18 protein-coding genes are annotated in these 16,460 nt (G+C 35.6%); all 18 read right to left on the bottom strand.

What is annotated here, in order from left to right; translation table 11 throughout:
• Positions 1-9 precede the first annotated feature (9 nt).
• The 18 genes from dxs to murI all read right to left on the bottom strand — a co-directional run bounded on the left by dxs (position 10) and on the right by murI (position 16,431).
• Positions 10-1,878 (bottom strand): 1-deoxy-D-xylulose-5-phosphate synthase, encoded by a 1,869-nt coding sequence (gene dxs, locus HLK68_RS11740; RefSeq protein ID WP_006785569.1) that lies wholly within the window; start codon positions 1,876-1,878, stop codon positions 10-12.
• Between the two features lie 191 nt (positions 1,879-2,069).
• Positions 2,070-2,945, bottom strand: coding sequence for a polyprenyl synthetase family protein (locus HLK68_RS11735; RefSeq protein ID WP_006785568.1), 876 nt, complete (start codon positions 2,943-2,945; stop codon positions 2,070-2,072).
• 3 nt (positions 2,946-2,948) lie between these two features.
• A complete protein-coding gene (xseB, locus tag HLK68_RS11730; RefSeq protein ID WP_006785567.1) occupies positions 2,949-3,176 on the bottom strand; it encodes an exodeoxyribonuclease VII small subunit in 228 nt (75 codons plus the stop codon).
• A 14-nt stretch (positions 3,177-3,190) separates the two neighbouring features.
• Positions 3,191-4,543: an exodeoxyribonuclease VII large subunit gene (gene xseA, locus HLK68_RS11725; protein WP_237701291.1), complete on the bottom strand. Its 1,353-nt coding sequence runs from the start codon at positions 4,541-4,543 to the stop codon at positions 3,191-3,193.
• 3 nt (positions 4,544-4,546) lie between these two features.
• Complete coding sequence (gene nusB, locus HLK68_RS11720) at positions 4,547-5,026, bottom strand: transcription antitermination factor NusB (protein ID WP_006785565.1); 480 nt, start codon at positions 5,024-5,026, stop codon at positions 4,547-4,549.
• A 145-nt stretch (positions 5,027-5,171) separates the two neighbouring features.
• Positions 5,172-5,543 (bottom strand): Asp23/Gls24 family envelope stress response protein, encoded by a 372-nt coding sequence (locus HLK68_RS11715; protein ID WP_006785564.1) that lies wholly within the window; start codon positions 5,541-5,543, stop codon positions 5,172-5,174.
• Positions 5,544-5,680: 137 nt separating this feature from the next.
• A complete protein-coding gene (locus HLK68_RS11710; RefSeq protein WP_006785563.1) occupies positions 5,681-6,514 on the bottom strand; it encodes a Cof-type HAD-IIB family hydrolase in 834 nt (277 codons plus the stop codon).
• 98 nt (positions 6,515-6,612) lie between these two features.
• On the bottom strand, positions 6,613-6,819 hold the full coding sequence (locus HLK68_RS11705; protein WP_132942638.1) for a hypothetical protein: 207 nt from the start codon (positions 6,817-6,819) through the stop codon (positions 6,613-6,615).
• 172 nt (positions 6,820-6,991) lie between these two features.
• Positions 6,992-7,162, bottom strand: a complete 171-nt coding sequence (locus tag HLK68_RS11700; protein ID WP_009606431.1) for a hypothetical protein — start codon at positions 7,160-7,162, stop codon at positions 6,992-6,994.
• Positions 7,163-7,286: 124 nt separating this feature from the next.
• Complete coding sequence (locus tag HLK68_RS11695) at positions 7,287-7,808, bottom strand: amidase domain-containing protein (RefSeq protein WP_006785561.1); 522 nt, start codon at positions 7,806-7,808, stop codon at positions 7,287-7,289.
• A gap of 104 nt (positions 7,809-7,912) precedes the next feature.
• Positions 7,913-8,839, bottom strand: a complete 927-nt coding sequence (locus tag HLK68_RS11690; protein WP_006785560.1) for an ATP-binding cassette domain-containing protein — start codon at positions 8,837-8,839, stop codon at positions 7,913-7,915.
• On the bottom strand, positions 8,839-9,909 hold the full coding sequence (locus HLK68_RS11685) for an ABC transporter ATP-binding protein (protein ID WP_055164775.1): 1,071 nt from the start codon (positions 9,907-9,909) through the stop codon (positions 8,839-8,841). The genes HLK68_RS11690 and HLK68_RS11685 overlap by 1 nt, the downstream gene beginning before the upstream one ends.
• A 16-nt stretch (positions 9,910-9,925) precedes the next feature.
• Complete coding sequence (oppC, locus tag HLK68_RS11680; protein ID WP_229040076.1) at positions 9,926-10,843, bottom strand: oligopeptide ABC transporter permease OppC; 918 nt, start codon at positions 10,841-10,843, stop codon at positions 9,926-9,928.
• Positions 10,843-12,339 carry an ABC transporter permease gene (locus HLK68_RS11675; RefSeq protein WP_006785556.1) on the bottom strand — a complete coding sequence of 499 codons (1,497 nt, stop codon included), beginning with the start codon at positions 12,337-12,339 and terminating at the stop codon, positions 10,843-10,845. The genes oppC and HLK68_RS11675 overlap by 1 nt, the downstream gene beginning before the upstream one ends.
• 85 nt (positions 12,340-12,424) lie before the next feature.
• Positions 12,425-14,470, bottom strand: a complete 2,046-nt coding sequence (locus tag HLK68_RS11670) for a peptide ABC transporter substrate-binding protein (RefSeq protein WP_055164777.1) — start codon at positions 14,468-14,470, stop codon at positions 12,425-12,427.
• Between the two features lie 465 nt (positions 14,471-14,935).
• Positions 14,936-15,136, bottom strand: a complete 201-nt coding sequence (locus HLK68_RS11665) for a hypothetical protein (RefSeq protein WP_006785554.1) — start codon at positions 15,134-15,136, stop codon at positions 14,936-14,938.
• 69 nt (positions 15,137-15,205) lie between these two features.
• Entirely contained in the window at positions 15,206-15,586 is a 381-nt protein-coding gene (locus tag HLK68_RS11660) for a hypothetical protein (RefSeq protein ID WP_055164779.1), read from the bottom strand.
• Positions 15,587-15,657: 71 nt separating this feature from the next.
• Positions 15,658-16,431 (bottom strand): glutamate racemase, encoded by a 774-nt coding sequence (gene murI, locus HLK68_RS11655; RefSeq protein ID WP_055164782.1) that lies wholly within the window; start codon positions 16,429-16,431, stop codon positions 15,658-15,660.
• Positions 16,432-16,460 lie beyond the last annotated feature (29 nt).

The following is a 16,460-nucleotide window of genomic DNA, read 5'->3' as shown; positions in this document are numbered from 1 at the left end:
TACACCGACCTATTTCTTTAAGCTACGCATCACTTCTAATTTAACATCTTCGATTGTTAAATGAAGTTCTTCTAAAATTTCTGAGACACGACCGTGTTGAACATAAATATCCGGAATTCCTAATCGGTTGATCTCAACCCTTTGGTTTGTCTCATTGTAATACTCTAAAATGGCTGATCCGAGTCCTGCTATTAACGTTGATTCTTCATAAACAATGATCGGAACCTGTAAGGCGGCTATTTCATCAAGCATTTTATAATCCAACGGTTTAATAAATCTTGCATTAACCAATCCAATGTGAAGGCCTTCTAACTTTAGTTCCTCAACTAATTCAGCTAATTCACTTAAAACCGGCCCCATTGAAACAATGACTGCATCCTGAGCGGTTGCTAACCACTCCCAAGATCCAATTTCAATCATTTTCCACTCATGATAATGAGGATCAACTTGCCAAACATCACCACGTGGATAACGCATTGCAAATGGTCCTGGCGTTTGATAAGCGGTATAAAGAAGATTGTATGCTTCTTCCCCATTACGAGGCATCATCAGTGTCATATTAGGCACTGGACGAAGCATTGCAATATCATAAAGCCCCTGATGGGTCTCGCCATCTGCTCCAACAATCCCTGCTCGATCAATCCCAAAGACAACATCCAAATTTTGTCTCGCAATATCGTGATGAATTTGATCATATGAACGTTTTAAAAACGTCGAATAGATTGAAACAAATGGTTTCATTCCCTGAGTCGCCATTCCACCTGCCATCGTAACAGCATGCTCTTCTGCGATCCCCACATCGATTAAACGATCGGGATAACGCTTGGCATATTCATTTAATGCCGACCCATTAATCATGGCGGGTGTAATCACTGCACAACGTTTATCGTGCGCTGTTAGCTCCATTAACCCATTACTAATCAATTTACTCCAAGAAATTTGATTTTCTTTTTTATCTCCCGCAACATTTCCCGTTCGTTTATTAAATTTTCCAACGCCGTGCCATGTTCCTAGCTTATCTTGTTCGGCAAACGAGAATCCTTTTCCTTTTGTAGTTTTCACATGAATGAGGACCGGTTTATCCGCTTTTTTAGCAAAATTCAAATTCTTTATCAGGTCATTCAGATTATGTCCATCAACGGGTCCAAAATATTTAAATCCTAACGCATCAAAAGGTGTATTTCCAATAAGTAATCGCTTAACACTTCCCTTTGTACGGTGAATCACACCATTTAACACCTGATTTCCCTTCAAAACAGCTTTGACTTGACGTTTTGTATTTAAATATGAATCTGTTGTTCGAATCGTTCCTAAAATATTATGTAAGGCTCCGACATTCGGTGAAATTGCCATCTCATTGTCATTTAAAATGACGATTAAACGCTTATTCGTATGTCCAATATGATTTAAAGCTTCATATGCCATTCCTCCTGTTAATGAGCCGTCACCGATAATAGCAATGACATGATAATCATCTTCATTTAAATCTCTGGCGTAAGCCATTCCAACTGCAGCTGAAATAGAGGTAGAGGCATGACCAGTTTCCCAGCAATCATGGCTTGACTCTTTTCGCTTTGGAAAGCCTGACAGCCCTTTATACTGTCTTAATGTTGGAAAATCCTTTGCTCTTCCTGTTAAGATTTTATGGATATAGCTTTGATGTCCTACATCCCAAATAAATTTATCTTCTGGTGAGTTAAATACCTTATGCAAAGCAACGGTTAATTCAACCACCCCGAGATTTGATGACAGATGTCCACCTGTTTTAGATAACGAATCGATTAAGAACGTACGAAGATCCTTACAAAGAATTTTCAATTGTCGATTCGATAATTGTTTTATAAACGTAGGATCTTGTATCTCCTTGATGTTATACATCTCTATCACTCCAACCTCATTTTCACCTTTATTATTAATCTTTTCTTCTCAAATATAACCATATTTGATTTTTATTCTATCATCATACCACACTTCGACTTTTTTTCCCACCAGTAGCCATCCATTATTCATTATAAATGAAGATAAATCGTCAAAAAAAGGACGATTAAGTCTAATCGCCCCCATTTTTATTAAGCTTGACGGTCTTTAATGTAATCGGTAATAGCTTCTAAGACAGCTGTTGAAACTGGAAGGTTATGTAAGATTACTTTAGCACACTTAATTTCTTCTTCTAACATGTTTTTTGCCTCTGTTAAAGACGTTAATGACACATAAGTGCTCTTTCCATTTACTAAATCACTTCCTACGTTTTTTCCTAACACAGCTGTACTACCTTCAACATCTAAAATATCATCTTTAATTTGAAAGGCAAGTCCAAGATGATACGCAAATTGTTTCAACTGGTTAATGACTTCATCATCAGCCTGCGCAATAATCGCTCCTGCTACAATCGCAAATTCGATTAATCGCCCCGTCTTATTCACATGAATCTGTTTGAGTTGTTCTAAAGACACTGCTTTAACTTCAGCTTCCATATCAAGAACTTGACCTGCTACCATTCCCATAGGTCCAGAGGCTAACGATAATGCTTGAATCAACGATAATCGTTGATTTGTCGTCAATCGTTCGTCTTCTGCAATGACTTTAAAGGCATGTGTCAATAGACTATCACCTGCTAAAATAGCTGTTGCTTCACCAAAAACAATGTGATTGGTTGGTTTCCCACGACGCAATGCATCATCATCCATTGCAGGTAAATCATCATGAATTAAGGAATAAGTATGAATCATTTCAAGTGCTGCTGCGACGTGATATCCTTTTTGTGGTGCGAGGTTAAAAGATTCTAACACAGCAAATAACAGAATAGGTCTTAATCGCTTCCCTCCTACTTTTAACGAGTAAAGCATCGATTCTTTTAATTCTGATGGGATAGGTTCTGATTCAATTAAGTCAAACATGACCTTTTCAAATGGTTTTTTATTCGTTTCAATATAAGTTGATAACATGAACTATTCCCCCGGAATCTCGAAATCCGTGACATTTCCTGATGAATCAACTAATTTTGCAACTTCTGCTTCAATTTTTTGAAGCTTTTGGTGGCATTCATTAGATAAAGACATTCCTTGCTTATACAGCTCGATTGAACGCTCAAGTGGTAAATTTCCAGCTTCTAGCTGACGAACCACTTGTTCTAATTGACTTAATGCTTCATCAAAATTCATTTTTGGTTCACTCACTAAGATTCACCCTTTCACATCGATTTTATTTCATCAACCTCTGCAACAAATGATCCATCATCAAAGGCAACGGTTACTTTTTGTCCCACACTTACTTGTGAAACACTCGTCACCATTTCGTTTTTTTCATTCGTTGTCACCGTGTATCCTTTTTTCAAAATAGACATGGGATTAAGCATGTCGAGTTTCGTTAAAAGTAATCCATAGTGTTGTTTTTGATTTGCTAACTCTTGATTCATTCCACTTTGTAAAGCTTTAGACAAGTATTCGAGTTGGTGTTGATAATTCATCACTCGTTGCTTTGGATTGTGTTGAATCAATCGATTAGAATGCATCATTAAAATTTGTTGACGTTTTCTCAGTTGTTGTTGTAATTGGTACTGTAGTTTATCATTTAACTGACTGACATAAACTAAACGTTGCTCAAATAAAGCATGAGGATTTTTCATAATATAATGATTCGATAGCTGTGAAAGCCATTGCTTTTTTTGTTCGAATTGAACATTAAAATTGTGATTTAACCTCACATTTAGTTGATTCAAGTGTTTTAAAACATCTACGACATTCGGAACAGCTATTTCTGCTGCTCCTGTCGGTGTTGGGGCACGATGATCTGCGACGAAATCAGCAATCGTAAAGTCCGTTTCATGACCCACGGCAGAGATAATTGGAATTTTTGATTCAAAAATGGCTCTGGCCACAATTTCTTCATTAAAAGCCCACAGGTCTTCAATTGATCCACCACCGCGCCCCACAATTAAAGTATCTACTTGTTTGAGTTCATTTGCTTGTTGAATACATTTAACGATTGAAGGTGCTGCTTGTTCTCCTTGCACCAGAGCCGGATAAACATACACCTTCACAAGGGGAAAACGCCTTTTAATGGTCGATAATACATCTCGAATCGCCGCCCCTGTTGGAGAGGTAATGACACCTATCGCATGAGGAAAAGGGGGGATGGGCTGTTTAAATCTCGCATCAAACAATCCTTCCGCACCTAAACGTTCTTTCATTTGAGTAAAGGCAACATATAAATTTCCAATCCCATCTTCCGTCATTTCTTTTACATACAAAGAATACGATCCGCCAGCCTCATAAACAGCAATATGTCCTTTTACAACGACTTGCATCCCTTCTTTTGGCATAAATGAAACTTGCGAAGCGGCACTGGCAAACATCACCGCATTAATTTGAGCTTCATCATCTTTGAGCGTGAAATAAAAATGCCCTCTGGAATGACGTTTAAAATTTGAAATTTCACCCTTTAATAATAAGTGTTGTAAATTTTTATCATAGTCAAATTTTAATTTAATATATTTGGTTAATGCTTTGACGGTTAATGGTTGCTTTTGCTCCAATTGACTCACACCCTATGCAATATGTTTACTAATTTGATCTAAAACTTTATTGTTAAAGCTACGTGCTTTTCCATCTCCTGTATCTGAGAATTCTTTCGTTAACTCTAACGCCTCATCAATAACAATTTTCTTTGCTGTGTCTTGACAATATTTCATTTCATATGTCGCAAGACGTAAAATAGCTTTATCTACTTTATTTAAACGTGATAGACTCCATCCACGAAGGTTATCATTAATGATTTGATCTAACTGCTCTTTATGTGTTAATACCCCGTTAACTAACTCAAAATAGAATTCATCTAATTTAAAAGTTTGTTCCATTTGTAATGCTTGATGAGGTGTCACTTCTTCGGCCATTAATTCAATCGCCTCTTCTTTTAAGCTTTCCACCATTAATTCAATATTTTCAATGGCTTCTTCACGTGTCAGTTGCCCCACTTCCATTTGATATAATGTTTGTACTGCAAATTGACGTATAACATGACGAATCACAAAAATCCCTCTTTCTATTCAAATCTTCTAAGTTGCTACTTTTATATTGTATACTATTTTCTACAATTTCAACTATATATCTTATCACATTTATGAACAAAACGTAGAAAAAAATAAAATAAACCACCAAAAGTGGTTTATTTTACTAGTCAAAATCAATCGATACGACATGAACATAAATTTCATGTGTTTTAACTGATGTCATATGATAAATCATTTGATGAATATTTTTCTGAATTTTTTCAGCCACCTCATTAATGGTATATCCGGCTTTAATACTCACATAAACATCAATCGTTAACCCTGATTCATCAAATTCTACTTCAACACCATTACGATGTTTTTTACTATTAAAAGTATCTGCGATGGATTGTGAGATACTTTCAAACATTTTTGAAACACCTTCAATTTCTGCTGTTGCATTATGTGCAATCACTTCAAAAACTTGTGAATGGATTTCAATACTTCCAATTTCTTGATTTGGTTCATCGATTCGATAGTATTTCGAAACCGCCATAAACATCCTCCTCCACTACAACGCGTTACTAATATAATACTATAGTTTATGCACTTGTGCAAATAGTATCCATTTCTATCCTGTATTTTTCATCTCTGCTAAAAAGGCTTGGTTTAAGATTAACCAAGCTCTTTTAATTATTGATTATTTTGATGATAACGCTCTTGTAAATATAGGGCTATGGCATCTTCGTTGTGATGACCAATCACACCTGTCGCAATTTTTTTAATCTCAGGAACCGCATTTGCAGGAGCATATGCTTCATCCGCCTGTTCAAACATTGGTAAATCATTTAAATTATCTCCGAATCCAATGATTTTACTAAAGTCTGCATATTTTGCTAACGCTTTGATTCCATTTGCTTTTGAGGCATTTGCACTATATAATTCCATATAGCCAAATCCCTCTGTACGTGTTTTATAATATGTTGCACTCACACCCTCAATGAATTGAATTTGACGATAAGCCTCTTCGATTAACTCAAGCTTATCAAAGACTAAAATATTTACGATTTGTTCATCTTGAATATATGGTGTAAAGTCTTGAATTTGTTTAAATGTTTTCAATGGTTTATCACAACGACCTAAATAAAAGTCTTGTGCGACTTCATTGTTAATTTCACGGTAATAAACACTTAATTGATCATCCTTAATTCCATAAATCATCGGCTCTAGTTTTAAGCTATCAAAAACGGCTAAAACAGACATTGTGGTATCTTTTGCTAAATCCACAATCTCCAAGTATTTTCTATTTTTTAAATCGAAAATCCCCACGCCATTCATAATGGCAATTGGCATTTCAATCTTTAATCCTTCTAGTAAATCAATAACAGTCGCATGTGTACGGGCTGTTGCGACGGTAAACTTCACCCCTTTATCTATTAAATCATTAATAATTTGGCGTGATGTCTGTGAGACTTCGCTTTGCTTATTTAATAAAGTCCCATCTAAATCTGATACAAATAATTCCATGTCCTCACCCTTTCTTCATGTCGTCAATTTTTATTATACTAGAAAATGACAAAAAACGCTATGACCAATCTCATAGCGTTTTTTACTATTTCCTCGGTTTAATGCTTATGTGAACAATGACATCTTGACTCTTCTTGATCACCCTGTGATTCTTTTTCAGTTGGGTGATTGCAATCGGCTACTTTATTCGTTGATACCCACTCATTACTAAACTCGGTTTTATCGTGATACTGAGTAGCTTTAGCAGCTGCTTTTTGCCCTGCCCATTGATTATTACCTTCACATTTTTTCGCTTTTTGACTCATCATTAACACCTCACATTTTCTTGTCGAATCTCGACACTCTTATTATTTGTGTCCAATTCAAAAAAATGTCTGTTAATTTCATGTGAATCTTCCATTTTCAGAGTTTACACATAAAAAAAATGAGACCTCTATCTGTCTCATTTTTCTTGCCAATTTGATAAATTCTAACTAACTAGCGGCAATTATTTTTAGTATTTGATTGAGAAGCTAATTTGTTTGTTTGGTTTTTTGCATTTGTATTGGCAAAGTCATTTGCGAATTCTACATTTGCATTTGTTTGGTTTTTAGCTTGTGCATTTGCTTGGTTTTTTGCATTGTTTTTTGCATTGTTATTATTTCTCATGATTAAGTCCTCACTTTCAAAATCTTGTCGAATTGGTCGACTATAGTATTATGACTTTATCTCACGAAAACATGTATGAATTCAATTTGAAATATCTTTAAATTTCAATAAAAATAATCCAAAATTACCAATCATAATAACCTACTATTTTAATAAAACTTAAAATTCCATCTTTTTGAGACAACGGAAAATCTAATAAGTCATATGAGTGTTGACAAACTAGATAATCAATCAATTGACCATTTTTATCAAAAACACGCGCTGTGACCATCATGGTATGAGTAATTTCACCATTCACTGTTTTTTGGACTAAATCTCCAAGTTCTAACTCTTCATATTGACAAGGTTTTGCATAAATCCCATAATTCTGTGATAATTCTCTGTTATTATTCAAGATGTAGTTTTTCAAAGGTCTCGCTGAGGTCCAGGACGGAGTTCGAGACTGGTCACTATACCAGTACCATTTTTGTGTAACATCTCGCCCATTCACATCAAAAGGAATTTCTCCTGCATGTAAACATTGTGAAATAAAATTGGTACAATCTCCTCCATAATTTTCATAATCATGGTAGAGTGGATTGCGTCCTAATGCCCATTTTCTTGCATAATCAATGGCCTTTTGCCGATTATATTTCTTTAGTTTCAATCTTATCCCCCCTTCTTTACTATATCGTATTCCCTCTTCTTGTAATTGTTAAAAGCAAAAAAAGTCAGCTACAAACACATGTAACTGACCTTTAAGACGACCCTTTATTTAACTTTAGCATTCTTTTTATATTCACGCGCTTCCGCTTCATTTGCCCATACAAAGTGTCCTGTTTTAATTTCAGTCCACTTAGGTTTATCAACCGTATAATCATGCTCTTCGCCTGTGTAGACAATTAATTGCTTATTTTTTTCAAGACGAGGATCGGGAATTGGAATCGCTGATAATAAAGATTTTGTATACGGATGAAACGGATTTAAAAACAATTCTTCCGCCTCAGCTAACTCTACAATGCGTCCTTTATGAATAACCGCAATTCGATCAGAAATAAATCGTACCACTGATAAATCATGCGCAATAAATAAATATGTTAAGCCTTTGTCCTGTTGTAATTTTTTTAGTAAATTTAACACTTGCGCACGAATTGAAACATCTAGAGCCGAAATCGGCTCATCCGCAATAATAAACTCTGGCTCCATGACGATTGCACGGGCCATTCCAATTCGTTGGCGTTGTCCTCCTGAAAATTCATGAGGATAACGCGTGGCATGCTCTGGAAGTAATCCTACGGATTCAAGTGCTTTAATAACTTTTTGTTTCCGATCTGCTTCATTTTCATACATCCCAAAGTTAATTAATCCCTCGGAAACAATGTAATCAACGGTCGCACGTTCATTTAATGAGGCAGCGGGATCTTGAAACACCATCTGAATATTTTTAACAATGTATTTATTCATATCTCGCGTAATTCGTCCATTAATTTTTTTCCCATTAAATAAAATTTCACCTTTTGACGTGTCGTTAATACGAATAATCGCACGCCCAATGGTTGTTTTTCCTGATCCAGATTCTCCAACTAACGAGAAGGTTTCTCCTTTATAAATATCAAAATTCACATCTTTTACTGCCACAAAATCTTTAAATTTAATTTCTAAATCTTTGACCGATAATAAAACTTCACGTTCTCTCATTAGTTCACCCCTCCGTTTGCGCCCTCTCCATAAATTGCCACGAGTTTTTCATGTAAATTTTGTAACGTTTTTGGCATTTCCGTTTTTGGCGCACGCTCATCACGTAACCACGTTTTAGCAAAATGAGTGGGCGTAATTTCAAAAAATGGTGGTTCTTCTTCGAAATCAATTTGCATCGCAAACTGATTTCTTGGGGCAAAGGCATCTCCAATAATCTCATTATAAAGTGATGGAGGCGTTCCATTGATAGAAAAGAGCTCATTTCCTTTAGTTCCAAGTTGTGGTAATGATGAAAGTAACGCCCATGTATACGGATGCGCTGGCTCATAGAAAATTTCTTCAACCTCTCCATATTCAATAATTTGCCCTGAATACATCACAACGACGCGATCTGCTACATTTGCGACCACACCTAAGTCATGCGTAATATAAATCGTTGTAAATCCATACTCAGCTTGCAAATCTTTAATTAACTGCAAGATTTGTGCCTGTATCGTGACATCAAGAGCCGTTGTAGGTTCATCACAAATTAATATTTTAGGTCGACAAGCCAAAGCAATGGCAATGACAATCCGTTGGCGCATTCCCCCTGAATATTGATGCGGATAATCTCCAAATCGTTTTTGTGCATCTGTAATTCCAACACGTTTCATTAAATCGATGGCTTTCGCTTTTGCTTCTACTTTATTTAGTTTTTGATGCTTAACGATTACTTCTGCAATTTGAGAACCAATCGTTCGAACCGGATTTAAAGACGTCATCGGATCTTGAAAAACCGTTGCAATTTTAGCCCCACGAATGCCATCCCATTCTTTATTTTTTTTTAGTTTACTAATATCTTGTCCTTCAAAGAGGATTTCTCCTCCAACAATTTCCCCATTAGATTCAAGCATTCCAGTAAATGATTTAATTAAAACTGATTTTCCTGAACCTGATTCTCCTACAATAGCTAAGGTTTCACCTTCATATAAATCAAGTGAAATGCGACGAATCGCATTTAAACGTCGATCACGAACTTTAAATTGAATTTCTAAATCTTTTACTGATAAAACGGTCTTTCTTACACTCATGTTTACACTCCCCTTTCTACATGTGTGTACGTGGATCTGATGCATCCGCTAACGATTGTCCAATCACATATAACGAAACTGTCACCACTGCCAACACTAAAACCGGTGCCCAAAATAAATGCGGATATCCATTAAAATAATTCGCGTATTTACTAATCATACGTCCTAAAGATGGCGTATCTACTCCAAGTCCGATACCTAAATAAGAAAGCGTTACCTCTGTTCCGATTGCACCTGGAATATCTCCCGCTACAATGGTCATAATTACTGAAATTAAGTACGGTAAAATATTGCGTGTCACTAAACGCCCAGTCGGCGTTCCTAAACATTTTGATGCTAAATTGTACTCACGATCCCGAATAATCATCACTTGCGTTCTTATAAAATAAGCTGTTCCTAACCATCCAGTGACACACATTGCAAACACAAGTTGCCAAAATCCTCGACCAATCGCATACATCAGTACGGTGACAATTAAAATATATGGAACACTTGAGACAATGTTATATACTTCAAGCATAAATTTATCAACTTTTTTCGAAAATCCCCAAACAGCTCCGACGAAAACACCCACGACTGTATTAATTAATGTCACGATAAATCCAATGATTAACGATGTTTTCGTTCCAGCCCAAACGACATCCCAAACAGAATTTCCAACATCATCAGTCCCAAATGGATATTGGGCGCTTGGTCCTAAAAAACGCATTGAAGCATCATTAATATTAGGAACGATTTGTGGATCATATCCTGATAAAATCGGTTGAATCAAAGCAATTAATGAAAAAACAATCACCACAATTAATAAAAAAACCGTTGTTTTTTTGGCAAAGAAGGCGCGTGATACAGAACGCCAATATGAGTAAGCTGGTGCTGCAATATGTTCAGATGCTTGTACATCTATTTTGACAAATTCAAATCTTGAATCGCTCATCATTTACGTCCCCCTTTTTCATGTAATGTAATACGTGGATCAACAAGTGTTAACAACCAGTCCCCAAGGAAGGTTGAGAAAATGGCTAACGTTGTAAATAAGAATGTAATTCCGATGACCATTGAATTATTATAAACATTGATAGAATCTGGTAAAATTTTCCCCATCCCAGGTATACTATAGACAGCTTCCGTAATTAATGCCCCTGAAATACAGAAAATAACCGCCGCTGGAAGTCCATGAGCAATAGGACCGATTGCATTTCTGAAAATATGTTTAAAGAAAATTTCATTTTCTGATAATCCTTTAGCGCGTGCAAACTTCACGTAATCCATGGTCGTTTGATCAATCATATAACGTCTCATCCACATCATACGTCCTGCTACTGACATTAAGGTAAGCGAGATAATCGGTAAGATATATGATTTTGGGTTACTTGAACCAAGCATTGGAAACATTCCTGGTAAATCAGCATATTTACTCCCTAGGAATCGAACTAACACAATATAAGCTAAACCTGGAATCGAAATCATGAAAATGATATACCATTGACCCATTTTATCAAATAGTTTTCCTTTATGATTCGCCATTTGAATCCCAAGTGGAATCCCAATGATATACGTTAAAACAAGCGAGATAAATCCGATGGTAAATGAGATTTGAACCATTGATGGATCCGTTTTATTGGTTTTACAATTTGCATAATGATCTACGAATTGCTTTTGATCAATATTATCTAGTGTATCTTTATATTTACACGTATATAAATTTAATGCTGAATTTGCTTTATTTCCATTTGGTAAGGTGATTTCTTCTGTCTTTTTAGAGCCTTGTGTTTCAGAAATGACATCTAATATCTCTTGGCCATTATACGTTGGATAAGACGTTCCTAAACTAAAGGTGATGAAGTTTTGATGAATAAATGGAAAATTCCCATCAAAATAAATTAAATATTTACTTTCACATCCTGTACACATCACAGCAGGACGATTATTATGATCTTTTCCAATATAAACTTTACGTTCTAAATCAGGATTATTTTCTGATTGCACTTTGTACGGATGATCAAAGCTAATTAGATTCCCCCACCAATTTAGCGCACGTTGTAAAATTGGAATGTCTCGTGTCGCAAAAGCTTGTCCTGATTCTGTAAAATATTGAACCTCATATCCTTCTTTTTCACGTAAAGCTACATAATCTTTTGTTTCTTGTGACTCAGGTAAAACACAGTTACTATATTCCGTTGTTGCGGCTCCATATAACTCTTTACAATAATCTTGAATGGTATCGTATTTTAAATAACCCAACTTTTCCCATTGAATATTCTTATAGTTTGCATAATCGTCTGGTCTTTTTTGGATTTTTTCGATATTACTGTCCGAAAAGAACACACGATCACGCGGGATAACTGAGTAAATTAAGGTGAAGACAATTGTGATAACCATGAAGATTGAAAATAGCGATCTTAAAAATCGATATAGCATGTATCGTTTCATTAACATTCCCCCTTTATTAAATTTTCTATATGCAAAAAGATTAGGGCATCGCCCCAATCTTTAAAGCGCATATAGACTAGTCAAACTATTGACCTAATTTACTTTCCCAATCTGCTTTTAACGCTTCACGTTCTTCAACCGTAATGACTTCATTAGAAACTTGCATTCCTTTATATTTATTATCAGATAAACCATACGCTGCGTAAGGTTGAGTATAAGGAACAACACGAGATACCGCATATCCACCACCTTGTGTAATATATGGAATAAGAATAGCATTTTCTAATAAGTAAGCTTCTGCTTTTGCATATAATTCATAACGTAAATCTAAGTCATCAACGATAGCCTCTGCTGCATTTTTTAAGGCTTGGAATTCGTATAATCCAATCGCTTCTTTAACTGCTGCATCGTCTCCAACTTCTGAACCTGTCCAGTTTAATCCAAAGTATTTTAACATATCTCCACTATCTGGATCGACGATGTCCACATAAGTTTTAGGATCACCATAGTCTGGTCCCCAACCTGCTCCAATGTATAAGTCACAGTTCATTTGATCGGCTGTTTTAGACGCTGCCATATTAGTAGAATCTGAAATAATTAAATTAATTTGAACATCCGACAAATTAGCCTCTACTGTTGCTTTATAAGCTTGTGCCGCACGGAATCCTTTTTCTGATTCACCATTAACAATCACATCTAATTGAACTGGGAATTCAACGCCTTGTGCACTTAACTCTTCAACCGCCTGAGCCATATATTGAGTCGCTAAATCCGTATTATAGTAAGCTAATTGTCCATCTGATAAGTCAAATCCAGCTGGATATTCCGTTGGATTTGAAGCTGTTAAAGCAGCTGATACCAATTCACCATACGTTTGACCTTGACTATTTAATAAGAAATCAGGTTGCGTTAAGGTGTTACGTAAACGACCATATTTTAAATCTTCTCCTACATATTGAGAATTCACGGATGAAATATCAGATGCATACATAATGGCTTTACGGAAGGCTGTATTTTGTTTGGCTAATGCTGTATCTGCTTTTTGTTTATCCGTTTGTGGCGAAACATCAACTGATGAATCTAATGGAGACGCATATTGATTGCGGTCAAAAATCCATGAAATCCAGAATGATGTTGAGGTGGTACGAGAAATGAAGATATTATCTCCATATTTTTCTTTAGCTGATGCATAAATAGCAGCGTTATCTGTATAAACTGGGGCTGATGAGAACTCTCCTTTATCAAATGATGTGAATAAGCTATCTGGATCTGAACCATCATAGTAAACTAATTTTACATTTGGAATATAAACATGTTCAGCATCCCAATAATCAGGGTTTGCTGTGTATTCAATGACTGATTTTGAGGTAAAGTTACTTAATAAATAAGCCCCGTTGTATAAAATTCCATCAGGTGCAACTTCCCCAAATGAACAGCTAGATGGTTCTGCAGCACCTAATTTACATCCTGTTCCTTTTGACTCTAGGAATTCTTGGTTAACTGGCATTAAAATTGAATAAGTTGTAATCGTGTGAAAATATGGCGTTGGGGCCTCCAGTGTATAAACTAATGTATAGTCATCCACTGCTTTAATCCCTACTTCTTCCCACTCTACTTCTCCATTATAATAAGCATCTAAATTTTTAATGGTATATTGAACTAAGTATAAGGTTTGTGAATCAAATTCAACGGCATGTCGTAAACCAGTGACGAAGTCATGAGCTGTCACCTCAGCGTATTCAATTCCATCGTCTGTCACCCATTTGACACCTTCACGAAGATGAAACGTAAATTCAGTTGCATCATCATTTACTTCATAGCTTTTTGCCAATGCTCCAACTAAATTTCCATAACGATCATGTTCGAGCAACCCATCTACAAAGTTAGTCGTATGTTCATTATCAACTGCTTGAAATGAATACACATAATCAAATGTATCAGGATCAGTACTATAAACGTAGTTATAATCATTACGATACACGTCTGTTGTTTCGGTACTTCCTGTCCCTTCATTTTCTGTTGATGTGTTAGTACTTGGCGCTTCTGTATTACCTGCAGTATCATTACTGTTACTACATCCCCCGGCAACTAAAGCACAACAAGTAGCTAACCATAAATAATTCTTATTCATATATGGTCCCTCCTTATTTCATCACGACTTAGTTTGATGTGATGTTATTGTGTATTATATTTCCAATTATTGCTAAAGTAAATAGTTTTTACCAATAAAAGTGTTTTCATGTGTAAAAATTGTGACTTTATCGTGTCATAGTTGTGTCAAAAAGAAGTCTTTTTTTTTATAATTAACGCTTATTCAACATTAAACTTTCATTTCTTTCACTTAACTTATCCCCGAGATTACGAAGATACCGAGATTTTTAGGCATATTTCTAACCCTTTCACTTTTAAACTTAATCTTTCATTCTTTTAATCATTATTATATAAAATGACAGCGTCGAAAAAAGAGGGATTAACGCTTTTCAGATTTAATCTTAATAAGTGTTATTTTTCAACATATCATATAAAAAAACCATAAAATCAGATGAGTTCCATCGTCATTTATGGTTCATTATTTCATTTTAATCGTTTTAACCTTTTATTTTTTAGGTTCATTCATTAACATTTGTTCCCCAATCTCAACTAAACGTTTGGTAATCGTTCCTCCTGCTTTAGCAGATAATAATGCTTGTTGTGCTTCTTGATCTAAAAAATGATCTTTTGGAGCAAACTCAGATCCAAATTCAACATCCATTTGATTTTTAGTGTGATTAGCCGCTTGATGACTATAATGTCTCATGATGATCACCTCCGATAAGTATAGTATACCCTTACCATCATGAGTTCATGAATGAAAAAACTGTTAATTTTAACCACTCTGCTTCATCGTCTTTAGCTCTTGTTCAAGCGTTTCGATTCTTTTGACTAATTGTTCTAATGTCTCTTGAAATTGTCTCAATTGCTCAGCACTCATCCCGTCTTGATTGGATTGATTCGATTGACAAAAGGGATTATCCACATTAAAACTATCCGGAGTAAAATACCGACCAGGTCCTTGTTGATAATACTGTTGTTGTGCATTATATGTTAAAATGGCCTGTCCAACCAACTGAAGCCAGTTTCCAACCGCATTTTGGACATTTAATGGAATTTCATTGGCAATAACATTTCCGAGTAATTCTCCAACTAAAATAAATAATTCAGGATTAACCGATTGAAAGTCCATTTCATCACCACGACTTTTCTTCATCTTTTCTTTCAAAACCTTAAAATCTTAGTCTAAAAAAAGATATGATAAAAGTCACAAAGATATACCAAAACTTAAGACGCTATTTGATTGAGAATACGATTAAATCCTTTGATTTCATTCGCTTCGGTTATTTCTCTTCCCGATTGATAAAATGTCACCGTCGATGTTTTAGACGTCTCACCTTTCATCGTATCAATTATATTTGCTAAATGAGTCACCGTTCCAACACTTCCATCAATCAACTCGATGCCTGGTTCAAAAACCTCTTTAAAAGATGACGCAAAGAGCGGAAAATGCGTACATCCAAGGACGATCGCACCATAATCTGAAATCTGATAATCAACTAATTGTTTTTTTAAATACGGAACAACCGTTTCGGGAGAAAAATCAAACGATTCCGCAAAACGAACTAAATCAGGTAATGGCAATAAATCAGTCACATGTGATTGATCTAATCGTTCAATTAAATGATGTAGTTTTTCTTCTTTTAACGTTAACGGTGTTGCCGTCACAAGCACACGTTTTCCGCTTTCTTGAACCCATTCAATAGCCGGTTTAACTGCTGGTTCCATCCCAATAATCGGAATTTGATATTTCTCTCTTAAGTCATTGACTGCAATACTAGTCGCTGTATTACAGGCAATCACAATGATATCTGCTCCTTTGCGCACTAAAAATTCAATGGCTTCAAAGATATAGCCACGAACCTCTTCCTTTGGCTTGGGTCCATAAGGTGCGTGCAACGTGTCAGCATAGTATAAATAGTCATGATGTGGTAATCGTTTTAATGCTTCACTTAAAACGGTTAAGCCTCCGATTCCAGAATCAAAAAAACCTATTTTCACATTTGATCCCTCCAAAGTGCTTGATCTTG

This window comes from Turicibacter sanguinis, from assembly GCF_013046825.1.
Lineage (GTDB): Bacteria > Bacillota_I > Bacilli_A > MOL361 > Turicibacteraceae > Turicibacter > Turicibacter sanguinis.
Note: the sequence above shows the minus strand (reverse complement) of the source record. Positions and strands in the feature narration are given on the sequence as shown.